17 protein-coding genes, 1 tRNA gene and 1 other RNA gene are annotated in these 18354 nt (G+C 34.0%); 13 read left to right on the top strand and 6 right to left on the bottom strand.

The features are described 5' to 3' along the window. Window positions 1-9 precede the first annotated feature (9 nt). Complete coding sequence (locus STRUR_RS09420) at window positions 10-2511, top strand: ATP-binding protein (RefSeq protein ID WP_006740462.1); 2502 nt, start codon at window positions 10-12, stop codon at window positions 2509-2511. Between the two features lie 15 nt (window positions 2512-2526). Continuing rightward, on the top strand, window positions 2527-4527 hold the full coding sequence (locus STRUR_RS09415) for a hypothetical protein (protein ID WP_006738664.1): 2001 nt from the start codon (window positions 2527-2529) through the stop codon (window positions 4525-4527). Between the two features lie 189 nt (window positions 4528-4716). Here STRUR_RS09415 and STRUR_RS11950 read toward each other — a convergent pair whose 3' ends face one another. Then, window positions 4717-4791 carry a hypothetical protein gene (locus tag STRUR_RS11950; RefSeq protein ID WP_228775696.1) on the bottom strand — a complete coding sequence of 25 codons (75 nt, stop codon included), beginning with the start codon at window positions 4789-4791 and terminating at the stop codon, window positions 4717-4719. A gap of 237 nt (window positions 4792-5028) precedes the next feature. On the opposite strand from STRUR_RS11950, the gene STRUR_RS09410 reads away from it, so the two are divergent. From STRUR_RS09410 to STRUR_RS09380, 7 genes are all read left to right on the top strand, one after another. Further along, window positions 5029-6402: a phage tail tip lysozyme gene (locus tag STRUR_RS09410; protein WP_006740735.1), complete on the top strand. Its 1374-nt coding sequence runs from the start codon at window positions 5029-5031 to the stop codon at window positions 6400-6402. Then, a complete protein-coding gene (locus STRUR_RS09405) occupies window positions 6402-6950 on the top strand; it encodes a hypothetical protein (RefSeq protein WP_000829081.1) in 549 nt (182 codons plus the stop codon). The genes STRUR_RS09410 and STRUR_RS09405 overlap by 1 nt, the downstream gene beginning before the upstream one ends. Before the next feature lie 16 nt (window positions 6951-6966). Continuing rightward, on the top strand, window positions 6967-7794 hold the full coding sequence (locus STRUR_RS09400) for an LPXTG cell wall anchor domain-containing protein (RefSeq protein ID WP_006740468.1): 828 nt from the start codon (window positions 6967-6969) through the stop codon (window positions 7792-7794). Between the two features lie 222 nt (window positions 7795-8016). Then, window positions 8017-8559, top strand: a complete 543-nt coding sequence (locus STRUR_RS09395) for a hypothetical protein (RefSeq protein WP_000935941.1) — start codon at window positions 8017-8019, stop codon at window positions 8557-8559. Between the two features lie 75 nt (window positions 8560-8634). After that, entirely contained in the window at window positions 8635-9267 is a 633-nt protein-coding gene (locus tag STRUR_RS09390) for a hypothetical protein (protein ID WP_006739429.1), read from the top strand. A gap of 192 nt (window positions 9268-9459) precedes the next feature. Further along, window positions 9460-9786 (top strand): DUF771 domain-containing protein, encoded by a 327-nt coding sequence (locus STRUR_RS09385; protein WP_001188031.1) that lies wholly within the window; start codon window positions 9460-9462, stop codon window positions 9784-9786. Window positions 9787-9835: 49 nt separating this feature from the next. After that, window positions 9836-10957, top strand: coding sequence for a site-specific integrase (locus tag STRUR_RS09380; protein ID WP_006738744.1), 1122 nt, complete (start codon window positions 9836-9838; stop codon window positions 10955-10957). Window positions 10958-11057: 100 nt separating this feature from the next. On the opposite strand, the gene STRUR_RS09375 is transcribed toward STRUR_RS09380, so the two are convergent. The 5 genes from STRUR_RS09375 to pabB all read right to left on the bottom strand — a co-directional run bounded on the left by STRUR_RS09375 (window position 11058) and on the right by pabB (window position 15014). Continuing rightward, window positions 11058-11130, bottom strand: a tRNA-Lys gene (locus STRUR_RS09375). After that, window positions 11130-11325: non-coding RNA, 6S RNA (gene ssrS, locus STRUR_RS11385), on the bottom strand. The genes STRUR_RS09375 and ssrS overlap by 1 nt, the downstream gene beginning before the upstream one ends. 87 nt (window positions 11326-11412) lie before the next feature. Continuing rightward, window positions 11413-12684 carry a replication-associated recombination protein A gene (locus STRUR_RS09370; RefSeq protein WP_006739604.1) on the bottom strand — a complete coding sequence of 424 codons (1272 nt, stop codon included), beginning with the start codon at window positions 12682-12684 and terminating at the stop codon, window positions 11413-11415. Between the two features lie 11 nt (window positions 12685-12695). Continuing rightward, window positions 12696-13274, bottom strand: coding sequence for an anthranilate synthase component II (locus tag STRUR_RS09365; RefSeq protein ID WP_006740218.1), 579 nt, complete (start codon window positions 13272-13274; stop codon window positions 12696-12698). 18 nt (window positions 13275-13292) lie between these two features. Then, the gene (pabB, locus tag STRUR_RS09360; protein ID WP_006740217.1) at window positions 13293-15014 is read right to left on the bottom strand and encodes an aminodeoxychorismate synthase component I; all 1722 of its coding nucleotides are present in this window, start codon (window positions 15012-15014) and stop codon (window positions 13293-13295) included. 118 nt (window positions 15015-15132) lie between these two features. Between pabB and STRUR_RS09355 the strand changes: the two genes are divergently transcribed. The 4 genes from STRUR_RS09355 (at window position 15133) to STRUR_RS09340 (ending at window position 18348) form a co-directional block, all read left to right on the top strand. Continuing rightward, on the top strand, window positions 15133-15603 hold the full coding sequence (locus tag STRUR_RS09355) for a DUF3013 family protein (protein WP_006738527.1): 471 nt from the start codon (window positions 15133-15135) through the stop codon (window positions 15601-15603). A 113-nt stretch (window positions 15604-15716) separates the two neighbouring features. Then, window positions 15717-16670 (top strand): 50S ribosomal protein L11 methyltransferase, encoded by a 954-nt coding sequence (prmA, locus tag STRUR_RS09350; RefSeq protein ID WP_006739386.1) that lies wholly within the window; start codon window positions 15717-15719, stop codon window positions 16668-16670. Then, window positions 16670-17419, top strand: a complete 750-nt coding sequence (locus STRUR_RS09345; protein WP_006739881.1) for a 16S rRNA (uracil(1498)-N(3))-methyltransferase — start codon at window positions 16670-16672, stop codon at window positions 17417-17419. Before prmA ends, STRUR_RS09345 begins: the two co-directional genes overlap by 1 nt. 107 nt (window positions 17420-17526) lie before the next feature. Further along, window positions 17527-18348: an endonuclease/exonuclease/phosphatase family protein gene (locus STRUR_RS09340; protein ID WP_006740117.1), complete on the top strand. Its 822-nt coding sequence runs from the start codon at window positions 17527-17529 to the stop codon at window positions 18346-18348. Window positions 18349-18354: the final 6 nt, after the last annotated feature.

Genomic DNA, 18354 nt, shown 5'->3' with positions numbered 1-18354 from the left:
GGAGATCAGATGGTAAAAAAATTGGAATATCCGATTGATAGAATACATCAAAATTTAGCTTTACGAAAAGATAAAGTTGTTGTCGCATACTATCGCATTCCAAATACACCAATCACTATTACAGATAGTGATAAGAAAGATAGTCACAAAACGAAGGTAGCACAGGTTATCAAAAAATTAGCTAAATATAAAAATTTTGATATTTCATTAATACCAAAAGATTATCTTCTTGGTGAAAAAATGTCGGATTTTGAAGCGGATCTAGCAGATGATGTTAAAGAATTAGGGTTAGAAACACTCGATTTTACAGTTGATACGTTAACACATGAAATGGAGATACCGTATCAGTTTGATTGGTTAATTGGAGTTGATCTTGGTAAAGGGCAATACAATGCTAATATAAAAGAATTTATTTATAATCAGTTTGAATCTATCGCATCAAACTTCGCTTCTTTAGCTGGTTATGAGGTAGAAGTAGATGAAGATTGGTATAAAGAACATTCAGAAGAAGAATTACTTGTCTATAGTTTATTGTCTACCCTGAAAGCCAAAAGATTAACGGATGTTGATTTATTTTATTATCAACGGATGCAATTTTTAAGATATGTTCCCCATACTAAAAGTGAGGTTATAGCTAATCGGAATATGTTAAATGTGACAGATACGTTGATTAAATCACTAGAAGGTGGTTTTTTAAAATTGGAGAGTGCTTATGGGAGTTCATTTGTATCCGTTCTTCCAGTAGGTCGGTTCTCTACCATATTTAATGGCTTTCATCTTGGTGAACTAGTTCAAAGAATGAGTTTTCCGGTTGAATTAAGATTTAAAGCGGAATTTATAGATAAGACAAAATTGGGTGGCACTATGGGTCGCTCAAATACACGCTATGATCAAATCATGAAAGAAGCTTATAACACAAATACGGTTCAACAAGATGATATCTTGATGGGAGCATATTCGCTTAAGGATCTTATGAAAAAAGTTGGAAATAAGGAAGAAATCATAGAGTATGGTTGTTATTTGGTAGTTGCTGGTTCTAGTTTAAATCAACTAAAACAACGTAGATATGCCATTTTAAGTTACTTTGATGATATGAAAGTCAATGTTTATGAAGCCAGTCATGATACACCATATTTATTTCAAGCGTTACTTTATGGTCAAGATTTACAAAAAACAACTCGTAAGTGGAATCATTTAGTAACTGCTCGAGGTTTTTCGGAGTTGATGCTTTTTACAAATACCCAATCAGGTAACAGGATTGGTTGGTATATTGGACGAGTAGATAATCGTTTAACTGCTTGGGATTCTATTGACGAAGCTATTATGGGATCTAAAAATCTTGTCTTATTTAATGCGACAGTCGCGAATAAAGAAGATGTTGCTGGTAAGGTTACTAAAAATCCTCACGTGATTATAACTGGGGCGACAGGTCAAGGGAAATCATACTTAGCACAGATGATCTTTTTACATACTGCTCAACAAAATGTTCGTGTCCTTTATGTTGACCCTAAACGAGAACTACGGCAACACTATTTAAAAGTTGTTTCTGATCCAGAGTATGCACGTAAGTTTCCTCTACGTAAGAAGCAAATTGAGGAAACGAATTTTGTCACTCTTGATAGTTCTGTCAAAGAAAATCATGGTGTATTAGATCCTATTGTTATTCTTGATAAGGAAGGTGCTTCCTCAACGGCTAAAAATATGTTGCTTTATTTGTTAAAAAACGCTACAGAGATTAAATTAGATCAAACAACAGCTTTAACAGAAGCAATTAGTCAAGTCATTGCAAAACGTGAAGCTGGTGAAGTCGTTGGTTTTAATCAGGTTAATGAAGTTCTTATTGATTCTGAAAGTGATGAAGTTCAGTCAGTTGGTCGTTATTTTAAAGCTATTATTCAGAATTCTATTTTAGAGTTGGCATTTTCAGATGGTGATGTTGCTGGTCTTTCTTACGAAGAACGTGTGACAGTTTTAGAAGTTGCGGATTTATCATTGCCTAAGGACGGTTCAGATCATATATCTGATCATGAAAGTAATTCGATTGCTTTAATGTTTGCTTTAGGTGCGTTTTGTAAGCATTTTGGTGAGCGTAGTGATGATGAAACAGTTGAAATTTTTGATGAAGCATGGGTACTTATGCAATCCTCAGAAGGTAAGGCTGTTATCAAGTCTATGCGTCGTGTTGGTCGCTCTAAGTATAATGTGTTGATGCTAGTATCTCAATCGGTTCATGATGCAGAAAACGATGATGATACGACCGGCTTTGGGACAATTTTTTCATTTTATGAAAAATCGGAACGTGAAGATATTTTAAGTCATGTTGGTTTAGAAGTAACACCTAAGAATCTAGAATGGATTGATAATATGATTTCAGGTCAATGTCTTTATTATGATGTTTACGGTAACTTGAATATGATTTCGATACATAACATTCATCCAGATATTGATCCATTGTTAAAACCTATGAAGAAAACAGTATCAAGTCACCTTGAAAATAAATATGCTTCGTAGAAGGGAGGTAATCAGATGGACAAAATAGATGATGGTTTGATTGCTTCGACCTTTGCGAAGGTAAAAGATGTGGATATATTTGCGTTAAAGGCTTATATGGAGATAACTCACGGAGCTGAGACTGGAGCTCAAAGCATTTTGTTAGATGTTTTTGTTAATTTTCCCTTTTTCCTACTTAACTTGATTGTTGGTTTATTTTCTGTTATTCTACGCTTTTTTGAAAATTTCAGTTTGTATGATACCTATAAACAAACAGTTTATCATTCGTCTCAAAAATTATGGGAAAATCTATCAGGTAATGGGTCTTATACAAGCTCCTTGCTTTATTTATTGGTTGCGATTTCAGCTTTTTCAATATTTATTTCATATCTTTTTTCAAAAGGAGATTTTTCTAAACGTTTGATCCACTTGTTCGTGGTTATCATTTTAGGTATGGGTTACTTTGGTACGATTCAATCAACATCAGGTGGTATTTATATTTTAGATACCGTTCATCAACTAGCTGGTTCGTTTTCAGATGCGGTAACTAATTTATCACTGGATAATCCATCAGGTGGTAAAACAAAGATCACACAAAAATCATCAGTAGCTGATAATTATGTGATGAAAACTTCTTATACGGCTTATTTGTTTGTCAATACTGGTCAGTTAAATGGTAAGTTTCACAATAATCAAACAGGTAAAGAAGAAAAGTTTGATAACGAACAAGTTTTAGGTAAGTACGATAAATCAGGTAAATTTATCACTCCAAAACAAAAGGATATATTGAATTATACTGATAATTTGGGAGATAAGGCAACCGAAGGGGAGGAAAAAAATAGATGGCTTTCTGCAGTAAATGATTATCTTTGGATAAAATCAGGCTATGTTATCTTAAAGATTTTTGAAGCGGTTATACTCGCAGTTCCATTAATACTCATTCAGTTAATTGCTTTTATGGCAGATGTTTTAGTGATTATATTAATGTTTATTTTTCCATTAGCTTTATTAGTTTCATTTTTGCCTAGAATGCAAGATATCATTTTCAATGTTTTGAAAGTCATGTTTGGGGCTGTTTCCTTTCCTGCCTTAGCTGGTTTTTTAACCTTGATAGTCTTCTATACTCAAACTTTAATAGCCACCTTTGTTAAGAAAAAATTTACAGATGGTTCCCTGCTTAGTGGTAGTAATTTTAAAGGTCAGGCAATACTGTTTATGTTGCTAATAACAGTTTTCGTCCAAGGTTGTGTGTTTTGGGGAATTTGGAAATATAAAGAAACTTTCTTAAGACTGATTATAGGGTCTAGAGCTTCTCAAGTCATTAATCAGTCTGTAGATAAAATTAATGAAAAAGCAGAAAATCTAGGAATTACGCCAAAATCCATTTATGAGAGGGCACACGATATGTCAAGCCTTGCCATGATGGGAGCTGGCTATGGTGTTGGTACAATGATGAATGCACAAGATAATTGGAATGCTTTCAAAGAAAGACAACAAGCTAATTTAGATGATGGTCAGTCTAAAACTAATGATGCTGATAAGTATGATGAAGCTAATGCGGATGATACTGTTATTTCTAAAGAGGCTGAGCTGACTAATGAAGGTGAATATCAATCAGAGTTACCTAAAGAAGCAAGTAAAAGGATTGAACAATTGGGAAAGGAATCTTCTTATGAGCTATCGTTTATATCAGAAGGTAATTCAACAGAGGAAATTTTAAAAAATGTTAAGTCGGATAATCACACGTTTCAAGAAGGAGATGGAGATACTTCATTAACAAATCAGGATATGATAACAAATGATATAGAAAATCATTCAAATAACTATCTTTCACCGTTAAAACAGCGAAAGATTAATAAGCTAGAGGGTGAATTAAGTCAATTTAATAGTGATGTATCCATGACAAAAAATCATGGTAAAAATGCTTTTGAAAAGGGATTCAATGCCAGTAAAACTAAGGAAGTTAGAAAGCGACATAATCTTGAACGACAGTCAAAAGTTTTGGAAGAACTAGAAAAGCTGAGAGAAGGTAAGTAGTACAAGGAGTTTCATGACATTGAGAGGTTTAGTAAACTATATATTAATTGACACTATTTTTTAGATTATGTATAATATAAGTGTAAATAAAAAGCAGTTGCTTCTAACAACTGCTTAGCAGAACCGTTTAAGACGGTGGCAGAAAATAACCGTTAAAAAATAACCGTTAACTCGCCAAAGTTGAGACGGTTATTTTTTTGTCGATTTTACCAGTTCAAGGACTAACTTCACGAGAGCGATAACGAAGTTACCTGCTATAAACATGAGTGTTAAGACCTCAAAGGTAGACAAATCTAGCTCCTCCTTTCTGTTGGATTTTGATGAATTGCCTATGGGCACCACCTACCTTTCAGAAATAAGAGCCACCGTCTTAACTTTTCTGCTTCATTATTATATCATATTTCATAGTGGTTTAAAGTATCAATTTTTGTTGGTGCTTTTTTATTTTATTTTATTTGAAAGGAGGGAACTAAAGTAAAACATAAGAAAAAATTAGGCTGTTTGGGAATACTGATCGTATTTCCTTTTTTATTGGTTTTATTGTTGATTGCTTCGTCAAGTTCTCAACAAGATTGTCAAATTACACCAGATGTATCTTCACAAGTTGAAACCTCAAGTGAGAATGCTTCCAATAGTGATTGGACTAAAAAAGGCTCTGTTGCTAATAAAACTGCAGAGAAGGTATTCAATGCTTGGGTAAGTAAAGGCTTATCTGGAGCAAGTGCATCAGGTATTGTAGGATGGGTAAATTCAGAAGGTGGATTTGCTATGATAGGTCGAGCAGAAGGACATTATGGTAATGATTTGAAAACGAATTCAATTGCTTTTAATATTAGACCTGCTGGATTGTCTTATTATACTACCGAAGCTGGAGGAGGTATTTATCAATTTACACCTTTTACAAAATATGCACCACTTGGTGATCCCAAGTGGGAAGATGCGGATGCAATGAATGCATTTGTCATGAAGTCTATAAAAGGTGGTGACTGGAATAAAGCTCATGATCTATCTGGAGGGAATCATTCTTTTGAAGAGATGGCACAGATGACTGATCCTAAAGAAGCTACTTTAGTATGGAATGCCTATGAAAGAGGTAATACAGCTTATATTAACAAAAGTCAAAAGTCTGCAGATGGTCAAAAAGCTTATGACATGTTTAATGGTTCAAAATATAAATTTGATGCAGAAAAATTTTCTAAAAGTTTTAGTGGTGGTTCAAAAACGTCCTCGTCTGGTAAGAGCGATATAATTTCTGATTCTACAGTTTTATCTCTTTGTGATTCAGCTAGTGATGCGGTACAGGGCTTATTTGGTAAAGATAAGTCAGGGAAAGTTAAATACACTTCTTATAATGCTTGGAAGCCAGATCAGTTGCCTAATGATTTGAAGAAATATGCTGTAGATCCTAAGTCAGTTGGTTTATCTTATCGTAACTCTAAGGGTTGGAATGCGATAGCTTCTACTGGTGGTCAATGTACTGACTTATCAGCAAGTTTGATGTATGGTTTATGGCTTAAAGGCGGAATGCATCCAACGCAAAGAATGGGCAATGGTAATATGGTTGTTTCTAATTGGGTATCTGAATTCGGTGGACGCTCTGAAAATACTCCATCTTCTGGAGCTGTTTTTTCAAGTTCAGGTACTTCTAGTGCTGGGCATACTGGAGTGGTTAGTCATGTATTTGAAAATGGCGATATGTTAATAGTAGAGCAAAATTATTCAACTTATTCTGGAGATAATGGAGGATTTGGACCATATTCATGGAATTATCGTTATGTTTCTACTTTAGAATTAAAAAAAGAGCATTATAGTTTTTATAATCCCTCTAAAGCTGGTTATAAATTGTCTGATAAAGTGAAAACGGTAGGTAGTTAATGAAACGTAGAAAAATAGTTTTATTTTTAATGGTGTTAGTGATGGCTTTTATAGTTTATAAAGTTATTCAAAAAGATAATCCAGTGATTAAAACAAGTGGTAATCATACAAAAGTTGAACGAGTTGAACCGAAACATAAGGTTAAGTCTTATGATTCAACTAAAGAAGCAAAATCTACTTTGGAAGCTAGTGATCGTCAAGTATCTGATAAGGAAAAGGAGAAGGTTAAAAAATCTATAACTGTACCTATTGATTACCTTGTAAAAATCCCAACACAATCAGATATTAAGGGTGATTATCAAAATAAATTATCCATTACAAATCCTACAGTTGCCCAAACTGTAAAAACCATGTTGATGGCTGGTTATCATTTTGATTTGGAAAGTTTACAAGTATATGAGTCAGATGCGAGTAATGTTTATCAGTTTACTATTAATTTAGTAACAGATAAAAGAGACAAATTAAGTTTAGCTGGTAATTATGTATTAGGTACAGACCAATTTGAGATTGCGAGTGTACATGGTACACCTGTAAATGTAGTATTTTAAGAAAGAAGGAAAATTTATGTCAAAAGTAAAAGTTTTAAGTTTAATTACTGTTTCAGGACTATTTTTAATTGCTGGTAATTTATCAGCAAGTGCAGATGTTGTAACTAGTGGAGGTGATACTATAATGCTATCAGGGGTAGATGCAGGTGTATCTGATTCTATAACGCCACCATCATCAAGTATAAATCCAGTAACAGATACCACAGAACCAAGTGCGCCAACACCAAGTACAGATCCAATAACAGATACCACAGAACCAAGTGCGCCAACACCAAGTACAGATCCAATAACAGATACCACAGAACCAAGTGCACCAACACCAAGTACAGATCAAACAACAGATACGACAGATTCAAGTACGTCAGCACCAAGTACAGATCAAACAACAGATGCGACAGATTCAAGTACGTCAGCACCAAGTACAGATCAAACAACAGATGCGACAGATTCAAGTACGTCAGCACCAAGTACAGAAGCAGAAAAACCAGCACCTAGTAAAGAGCCAGATGCGCCTAAGCCTATTACAAAACCTATTGTTGATGTTCCAATTTCAACAGTTACAGGAGATACAGTAATTGGCACTGAAAATGGAAAAGTGATTGTTCAAAGTGCATCTGGAACAATACTAAAGGATGCCAAAGAGGTTGGTGGTGAGGTACAAAAAGACGGTACTGTAGCAATTAAAAAATCAGATGGAAAAATAGAAGTATTGCCAAACACTGGTGAGGGTAAGACTATCTTTACAATAGTAGGTCTCTTGTTAATTGCTGGAGCAGTTTGGATTGGATTTAAAGATAATATAAAAAAGTATTTAACCTTTTTCAAAAAGAAAAGTGAAAAATAAGATAATGCCATGATTAATTTCATGGCTTTAGTTTTGTTTAAAGGAGCGAAATTGAAAAGACTAGTATATTATTTCATAGCATTAATTTATAGTATTATTTTATTGAAATTAATTGAAACAATATCTAGCAGATTAATACTGACAATATTATTACTAATATTAATTATACTACTAGAAAAAGTTTTGCACGATTGATATAATAACAAATAAAGGGATGTTATTGTGTTGAACTATAAGTATATTACTCTAAATGATAGTTATGAGTTAAATGTTTGGTTAGATTTTGTATTACGAGATTTAAAAAAGGAAAAAAAGTATTCTAAATTTAGATTTATAATAAAAAAATTGTCTATTAAAAATTCAAGAACTACATTTCAAGAAATCGAAAGTGTTCGTAAAGAATTAATGGGACTATCAGAACTTGATTTGAAGCATTTAAGAATGATAATTGAAAATAGAGAGACAACAGGGATTGGTTTAGAATTCAAAGCATTTTTACAAAAGATATTTAATTATTTTGGTGTGATTGTAGTAGGTTTAATTCCAGTAATATTAGGTTATAATTCAATAGAGAGAGTTGTAACTTCTTGGTTAAATGCCAAAACTTTTAAATCTAGTATTTTATTAATTGTATGGATATTTGTTTTATATATTTATTATGTAGGTTTTAAAGAATTCTTTTTGCATGATTCTAAAAAAAGAGAAGTTAGAAAGTATTTGTTATTTTTGATAAATGATATTTTATTAGATATGGAGAAACATTGATGTCATGATTAGTTTCATGGCTTTTTTAATTAAATAATACAGAATGGAATAAAATGTGATAGAATAGGAGAAAAAATGATAGGGGATTATTCAGTAATGGATTGGGCTACTTTAGGTGGTGTTGTAGGAATTATTTTTACAAATGTGGGAGTTTTGATTTCAAACTCTAGGGATAATAAAGCTATTCAACGAGAACTTGAGCTTTTAGAAGAAGGTCAAGAGAAATTGGTAGACGAATTTTCCAAAATTTCGACAAATCAATATGATAAATATGTTCTGATACAAAGCAATTTATCAAACAATATTGAAAAGAATAAACAAGAATTAGTTCAAAAAAACTCATATGTTAAAGAAGATACTAAATATATCCGTAACGAAATGGAACGTGAAAAAAATTCTAGAAAAGAAGTTTATAATCATGTGAAAAATGGAGATAAACTTATTGAAAAAATGGATTTTGCTAATGAATTAATTTTGAAGTTTGGTGAAGTAAGCAGAGAAAATCAAATGTTAGGCTTAAAAGTTAATTCTTTAGAGGAAAAAATAGTCGATTTATCAAATCAACCTAAAAATGATGAAATATCAAAATTACGTAAATCAATTTCAAGTTTTGAAAGGGAATTATCTAGGTTTGAGGATGGCGGTTATAGCGAAGCAGAAGAAATAAAAAGTACTTTAAGAAGAATATTAAATGATCTTGAAGGATAAGAAGTTGATAGAAATAAAGTTGTGATTAATTTCATGGCTTTTTTTGTTTGTTTTTTTATTAAAGCGTAATGTTCGGGGGATATGGATTTTAAATTAAAACTGCAATTGAAAAATAGTTCGGTTTTAAAGTGGAAAACCTAATTACCTGGAACAAATAACGTTCGGATTAAGCAAGTTATAAGGAGGATGAGTATGCAACAGGTTTTTAATGTGAGTGTTCCTGTACCAGATGATGTTGTTATTATTTCAAAAGAAGAATATTTAAATTTGTTAAGTGATAATGAACAAGGCAAGTGGTGGGATATTGATAACTTACAAGAGTTATTGGGAATTGGAAGGTCAAAATTGATTAATGATATTTTGTTAAATCCAGATATAAAAAAAGAAGTAGATTTATCAATTAATCCAAATGGTTTTATTGTTTATCCGAAAGGTAAAGGTAGTCGATATAAAATATTAGCAACAAAAGCTAGAAAATATTTTGAAGATAATTTTGGTTCTATTTTATTAAATAGTTAAATGGTATAATATTGAGGATAAATTCCTTGATGTCTAAGAAAGGAGTAAAATGGCAACATATAGACAAAGAGGTAAAAAGAAATTATGGGATTATAGAATATTCAATGAAAAAAGTGAGTTAGTTGCTTCTGGTTCAGGTTTTAAGACAAAGCGTGAAGCTATGAATGAAGCTATGAGGATAGAGCAACAAAAGTTATTAGTAAATTCTATATCTTCTGATATAACATTGTATGATTTGTGGTTTGAATGGTACAGTTTAATTATAAAGCCTAGCAATCTAGCAGAGACTACAAAGAACAAATATTTTACAAGAGGTTCTGTTATTCGTAAACTTTTTGGAAATCAGAAAGTAAATAAAATAAAGCATAGTGCGTATCAGAGGAAATTAAATACGTACGCTGAAAAATACACTAAAAACCATGTTAGAAGGTTAAATTCAGATATAAAAAAAGCTATCCAATTTGCTAAAAGAGATGGTGTCTTATTATCTGATTTTACTGATGGAGTTGTCATAGCTGGTAGGAAATTTGTTAAGGATGCAGATGATAAATATCTACATAGTATTTCTGATTACAAGAAAGTGATATCTTATTTAGAAAACAATTTGGATTATTCAAATAGTATTGTTTATTATTTATTACTGGTGCTATTTAAAACAGGTTTACGAGTGGGGGAAGCTTTAGCTTTAACTTGGGATGATGTTAATTTTGAAGATCTAGAAATCAAGACGTATAGAAGATTTAGTGGGGATAAGGGAACTTTTAGTCCACCTAAAACAAAAACCTCAATTCGTACTATTCCTATTAGTCAATCTTTGGCATTAACCTTAAGACGTTTGAAGGATGATCAGCAAGTTATGTTGAAAAACTTAAAAATTGTAAATATTAATAATCAAATATTTTATGACTATAGGTACGGTGTGTCGTCAAATAGTGCCATTAATAAAAGTTTGAGAAATGTATTACATTTATTAAATATTGATTCAAAAATGACTGCAACAGGTGCGAGACATACCTATGGAAGTTATTTATTGGCTAAGGGTGTTGATATTTGGGTAGTTGCAAGATTAATGGGTCATAAGGATATTACACAGTTACTTGAAACTTATGGTCACGTCTTGACAGAAGTAATAAATAAGGAATATGAAACGGTCAGAAGTTTAGTATCTTAAAGCTAATTTTTAAAGAATATCTTCTAGAACAAATTTAGAACAAATCTGCTGAAACAAAGAAAAAAACCTTTAAAATCAAGGTTTTTGACACTATTATTAATGCCCCCTACAGGGCTCGAACCTGTGACCCATGGATTAAGAGTCCACTGCTCTACCAACTGAGCTAAGGAGGCATGATGCTGTATTGGCACCGGTGATCTACGCTTTGTATTGAACCCGCACACGTTAAGCAGGTGGGTAACTCGCTTATCCTTGGAAGTTGCGTCCGCGTGTAACGGCTTGCAGACTAGGACAAGACTTCGTTTCCCGAAAATACAAAAAATTAGTCGGTCAACACTTAGATGTAGATTCGTATGCCACAGCATTAATTCTGTATCATTATGATACCACTTTTTGAAAAATTTTCAAGGTAAATCGGTTAAAAAATGGTAACGTTTCCTTTTTCTAAAATGAGATTATTCCTGTGATAGCCTGTCAATTCGCTCTTTGTTAGCTCCTAAAGCACGCTCATATTTACCTGTTTCATTTGGTGAAAAATAATTTTTTCCTTTTAATTTTTCTGGTAAATAATCTTGTTTTACCCATTTTTCAGGGTAATTGTGAGGATAAAGATAGTCTTGTGCATTGCCTAATTCTTTACTGCCTGCATAATGGCCATCTCTTAAATGACGTGGAATAGGCAGATTGCCATTTGACCTTAAATCACTTAATGCCTGGTCCATTGCAAGGTAAGCTGAATTTGATTTTGGAGACAAAGCCAAATCGACAACGACATTTGCAATCAAAATGCGTGCTTCGGGAAATCCTATTTTTTGAGCAGCTTCAAGTGCAGTTACTGTATGCACTTGTGCTTCAGGATTTGCCAGTCCAATATCTTCATAGGCGATAACCGTTAAACGTCTAGCCAAGCTTGGTAAGTCACCTGCTTCAATTAATCGAGCGGCATAATGTAAACTCGCATTAACATCGGAACCGCGGATTGACTTTTGTAAGGCAGAAAGAACATCATAATGGCCATCACCATTTTTATCCATAGTGATATAGGAACGTTGTAAGGAGTTTTCAACGGTTTCCAAACTAATGTGTCTACTACCATCTGCTTGTGGTTTTGTGGACATGACCGCTAAATCAAGTGAATTATAAGCAGAGCGAAGGTCACCATTTGTAGCTGTTGTAATAAATGACAAAGCATCATCATCAAGGTGAACAGAAAAATCAAAACCGCGTTCCTTATCATCTAGTGCATTTTTTAAAGCATTTGCGATGTCATCACTTGTCAGTGGCTCTAGTTCAAAAATTTGGACACGACTCCTAATGGCTGGAGTGACAGAGAAAAAAGGGTTCTCTGTGGTGGCACCAATCATGATAATATTCCCATTTTCAAGAAGTGGCAATAAAAAATCTTGCTTAGTCTTATCTAGGCGATGAATTTCATCTAGTAAAAGCACTAAACCACCTGAAAACTTAGCCTCTTCAGCAATTTCTTGTAACCTTTTTTTAGTATCTACAGTGGCATTAAAAGTTCTAAAGGCATATTTTGTTGTACCGGCAATAGCACTAGCTATAGATGTTTTTCCAATGCCAGGAGGGCCAAATAGTATCATAGATGATAGTTTATTTGCCTCAACCATACGGGCAATAATTTTACCGTCACCAACGAGATGTTGTTGACCGATAACCTCGTTAATCGTTAGCGGTCTCATGCGTAATGCTAAATTATCAGGCATAAAAATCCTTTCTAAGTGAATCTCTTATCATTGATACTATTGATAAAATGATCAATCATGACTTGTCCGAGTGGCGTTCCAATACTTTCAGGATGAAATTGTAAACCATAGAGTGGCAATGATTGATGTTCAATAGCCATCACTTCATTAGTATTGATAGTTCTAGCAGTGATTTGGAAAGCTTTTGGTAGTTCTGAAACAATATAAGAATGATAGCGCATTACCTTTACTTGTTCAGGTAAACCCTGAAATAAAGTACTATCTCTATCGACCTTTATCAAAACTTCTTTACCATGCATGACTTCTTTAGCGAGTGATAATTTTCCACCAAATGAAAGGGCTAAAGCTTGATGTCCTAGGCAGACCCCTAAAATTGGCTTTTGTTTGGAAAATGTCTTGATCATATCTAGCATAGCATTTGCCTCCTCAGGTCTACCAGGACCAGGAGAATAGATTAAAGCATTTGCTTTATCTGCTACTTGAAATAAAGTAGGGTCATCATTTTTTAGAACAAGAACTTGGTCATGTTTTGATAAGTACTGCTTTAAATTATAAGTAAAAGAATCATGATTATCAATTAATAACAACATTGTTTTTCCTTTGTCAGTTTAATCATCAAGAGTCAGTTGATAGAGACCACGTATCGCATTACCAGCAAAGATACGAATAGCTCTCTTGAGGTCATCTAGCGTCAGTTTCTTTTCAATCACGATTCCTTTTTCTAATAGTGATTGCCTAAAAATACCTGGTAAAATACCAAAATCTACTGGTGGGGTATAAAGGTGATTATCTATCTCTAAAAAGAGATTTCCAATACTGGTTTCTAGTAGAAATTGGTCGTCATCAAAATAAATTGTTTCTTGATTACTTTTTTCAAGATGTGGACGGTAAGTCGTTTTGAAAAAAGTGAATGGCGAGTCTTTAATGGGTTTATCTTGTTTTTTTAACTTGGCTGTCAAAAAAGCTTCAGATAAAGGAACAAGTGTCTGGCTGCTTATGCTTATTTGACCTTGATGATTTAGCTTGATAGAGAGACGGTAGTCGCTAGAGTCTAATGTGGAAAGGTGGTCTGTAATCAGTTGTTTCAGTTTTTCCTCGTAAAAAGGATAACCAAAATAGTGACTAGCTTCTTTTAAACGATTAAGATGTTCTGCATAAAACAAGATGTGCTGGTTTTCAACTTTTGCAGTCGTCAAGAGGTCAAATGTTGGCTTTTGTCGATAGAGAATAGCAGATTTCTGCTTGATTTCTTGCCATTCTTCATGCCATTTACTTTCCCAAGTGATCCCGCCACCAACACCGTAAGTAGCTTTGTTTTGGTTCATTTGAATGGTGCGAATAGGAACATTGAAATAAGCATCTCCATTTGGGAATAAAATACCTATGGTTCCACAATAGACGCCGCGTGGATTCTCTTCTAATTGACTAATGATTGACATGGTAGACTGTTTTGGAGCACCTGTGATGGATCCACAGGGAAATAAAGCCTCGAAAATGTGATAGAGTGTCGTTCCTTTATCTAATTGGCCTTCTATTGTGGATGTCATCTGCCAAACCGTTGAGTATTGTTCAACCTGACAGAGTGACGTTACTTTAACGGAACCTGTTTGACAAATTTTTCCCATGTCATTACGAAGTAAGTCAACAATCATCATATTCTCTGAGCGATTTTTAGCATCGTTGGCTAACCAATTTGCTTCAGCTTTGTCTTGGATAAGATTTGCGCCTCGTTTTGTTGTCCCTTTCATTGGCCTTGTGATTAAAGTTTGAGACAATCTTTTAAAAAAGAGTTCGGGACTGGCAGAGAGAATAACGACATCATCATAAGCAATATAGGCATTATAACCTGCTTGTTGTTCGACCATTAGCTGGTTGTATAAATCAAGATGATTCAACTCATCTAATTCTTGTTCTAATTGTATTGTAAAATTGACTTGATAAGTATTGCCATAACGCATTTGATGGTGAATCTGAGCAATTGCTTTTTGATAATTAGCCTCAGTGATATTTGTTTGCCAATTTTGGGCTAAAGGTGTTTTCTGATAAGATAGAGGAAAATCAAGTTGTTGATAGCTGTCATGTACAGTAAAGTAGGCTAGGTATCCATTGTTTAAAGTTTTTGAATACGTTTCAAACTGTGGATCAAAAGCTTTAGCAGCTTCGTAGGTCAAGTAACCAACGACATAATACCCTTTTTCTTGATAGGCTGTTACATCAGCCATTAATTTTGGAATGTCAGCTAATATTTTTGTCTTTAGCTCAGTTATGGGGTTTGTAAATTGAAGGCGATAACCGAGTTCTTTAAAATCAATGATGGAAATTTGATGCATATTGAAATTATATCATAAAGAAGACAACTGACGATTTTAAAGGAAACAACTACTATCATGCCTTCTAAAAGGCTTTTCATGTTATAATAATGAAAACAAGGAAAAAGGAATCATTGGAATGGCTAATTTTGGATTTTTATCAGTATTGGAAGAAGAACTGGACAAACACTTAAACTATGACTTTGCTATGGATTGGGACAAGAAAAATCATGCGGTTGAAGTTACTTTTATCATTGAGGCTCAAAATAAAGAAGCTGTAGAAACGATTGATGATAAAGGTCAAGTCAATGATAATGACATTGTATTTGAAGATTATGTGCTCTTTTACAATCCTCAAAAATCACAATTTGATGCAGAAGATTATCTTGTGACCATACCTTTTGATGCTAAAAAAGGATTATCAAGAGAATTTCTAAACTATTTTGCACAATTTTTGAATGATGTCGCTACTGAAGGCCATAGTGATTTAATGGACTTTCTAGAAGATGATGCGCAAATTGATTTTGCATTGACATGGAATCAAGAAGCCTTTGAGCAAGGTAGAGCAAAGCTTGAAGAAAAAGACTTTTACCCTTATCCGAGGTATTGAGATTTGTATAAGTGCTATCTGGTTATGTTAAGATTACATAAAATCTTTGTTCACATTTTATGAGTTGTTTGATAAAACAAAGACCTTATTGTTAGTGTAAAAAGGAGTAATAATTGAATAATTGGAAAGAATTTACGATAACAGTTAACCGTGAGGCAGAGGAAGCTGTCTCAAATTTATTGATTGAAATGGGAAGTCAGGGGGTTGCCATTAGCGACTCGGCTGATTACTTAGGACAAGAGAATCGTTTTGGCGAACTTTATCCTGAAGTAGAGCAATCTGAAATGGTTGCTATTACAGCTTACTTCCCAGATACTATGGATTTTGAATTGCTTGAAAAGGCTATTAAAACTTCACTAGATAAACTAAGTGAAATAGGAATCAAGACTGGAGATGTGAACATTTTTAGTCATGATTTGGCAGAAGAAGCTTGGGCTGATAACTGGAAGAAATACTATGAGCCAGCTCGCATTACTCACGATTTGACCATTGTGCCGTCATGGACGGACTATGAGGCTAAGGCTGGTGAGAAAATCATCAAGCTGGATCCTGGTATGGCTTTTGGGACAGGAACTCACCCAACAACTAAGATGAGTCTTTTTGCTTTGGAGCAAGTCCTTCGTGGTGGTGAGACGGTTATTGATGTGGGTACTGGTTCTGGCGTTTTGTCTATCGCTAGCTCCCTTTTGGGTGCCAAGGACATCTATGCCTATGATTTGGATGATGTTGCGGTGCGCGTGGCTCAGGAAAATATTGACATGAACCCAGGTACTGAAAATATTCATGTGGCTGCTGGCGACCTGCTTAAAGGTGTCCATCAAGAGGCAGATGTCATTGTTGCCAATATTTTGGCAGATATTTTGATTCATTTGACAGAAGATGCTTATCGTCTAGTCAAGGATGAAGGTTATCTCATCATGTCTGGTATCATTTCTGAGAAGTGGGACATGGTGCGTGACAGTGCAGAAAGAGCAGGCTTTTTCCTTGAAACACATATGGTTCAAGGTGAATGGAATGCTTGTGTATTTAAAAAAACAGATGATATGTCAGGAGTGATTGGTGGCTAATGCAACAGTATTTTGTCAATGGCAAAGCTCAAGACTTTGTCACTATCGAAGATAAAGAGACCATCAAGCATATGTTCAATGTCATGCGATTATCAGAAGATGATCAAGTGGTTTTGGTTTTTGATGATGGGATCAAACGTTTAGCTAAAGTTAGAAATAAAGAGATTTATCAGTTTGAAGTGATAAAAACTTTAGAAGATAATGTTGAAATGCCTGTTCAAGTGACTATAGCTTCTGGTTTTTCAAAAGGAGATAAGTTAGATCTTGTTACTCAAAAGGCGACTGAACTAGGTGCTACAGCTATCTGGGCTTTCCCAGCAGATTGGTCTGTGGTAAAATGGGACAGCAAAAAACTAGCAAAAAAAGAGGATAAGCTTCGCAAAATAGCCTTAGGAGCAGCACAACAATCAAAACGCAACAAAGTTCCTGAAGTTTGTCTCTTTGCTAAGAAAGATTCCTTTTTTCAGGCAATTGAAGCCTTTGATTGGGTCTTTGTGGCCTATGAAGAGTCAGCGAAAGAAGGGGAATTATCAGCACTAGCAAAAAATCTACAGACAATCAAAAAAGGAGAGAAAATCCTCTTCATTTTTGGACCAGAAGGGGGTATTTCTCCTGATGAAATAGCTCATTTTGAATCTAAAGGTGCTGTTAAAGTTGGCCTTGGTCCAAGAATCATGAGAACAGAAACGGCTCCTTTATATGCATTGAGTAGTCTTTCCTATGTTTTGGAGATGCAAAATGACAATTAGACCATTTTAATGGTCTTTTTACTATATTTACCTTTACAAAATTCAAATTAATGGTATAATTTTAAAAATGTAAACGATTACAAACGCGGATAGACTGGAGAAGATTTATGATCAATTGTTTAACGATTAACACGCATTCTTGGATGGAAGTGAATGCACTAAAAAAATTATTTGATTTAGCAGAACATATTTTAGCAGAGAACTATGATATTGTCTGTCTTCAAGAAATCAATCAATTAATTGAAAGTGAGACAGTTGATCAATCTGATTTAGACTATTATCACCCTATTGCTGAATCACCGGAAATTCACACTGATAATTATGCTTTTTTATTGGTTAATTATTTAGAAAAACATGGCAGGTATTATCATTGGTCTTGGGCTTACAATCATATTGGTTATGATATTTACCAAGAAGGTGTTGCCATATTATCGAAGACAGCTATTGATGTTGAAGCAAAACTTATTTCTGATACAGACGATCCCGGTGATTACCATACAAGACGTGCGCTCATAGCTCAGACGTTTTTAAAAGATAAACCAATAACTGTGGTCAGCCTACATATGTCTTGGTATGAAAAAGGATTTGATAAGGAGTGGAGAAGGCTTGAGAAAGTTTTATTACCCAAAAAAGATAATCTCATTCTACTTGGAGATTTTAATAATCCATCAGGAGAAGAAGGCTATCAGATGATTTTAAAAAGTCCTTTAGAGCTTTTTGATAGTCACAAGGTAGCTCGTAGAGTGATAGGTACTCATACTATTTTGGCGGATATTGATGGCTGGGAAGACAGTCATCAACAACTCAAAGTCGACTATGCTTTTGTCAGCTCAACTTTTAGGGTAATATCGTCGGAAGTGACATTAGATGGTGGAACAGAACCAATAGTCAGTGATCATTTTGGCTTGAAAATAAAATGTGACAATTAAAAAAAG

This window comes from Streptococcus urinalis 2285-97, assembly GCF_000188055.2.
In the GTDB taxonomy this organism is placed as follows: Bacteria; Bacillota; Bacilli; order Lactobacillales; family Streptococcaceae; genus Streptococcus; species Streptococcus urinalis.
This window is presented reverse-complemented; position numbering and strand designations above follow the sequence as displayed.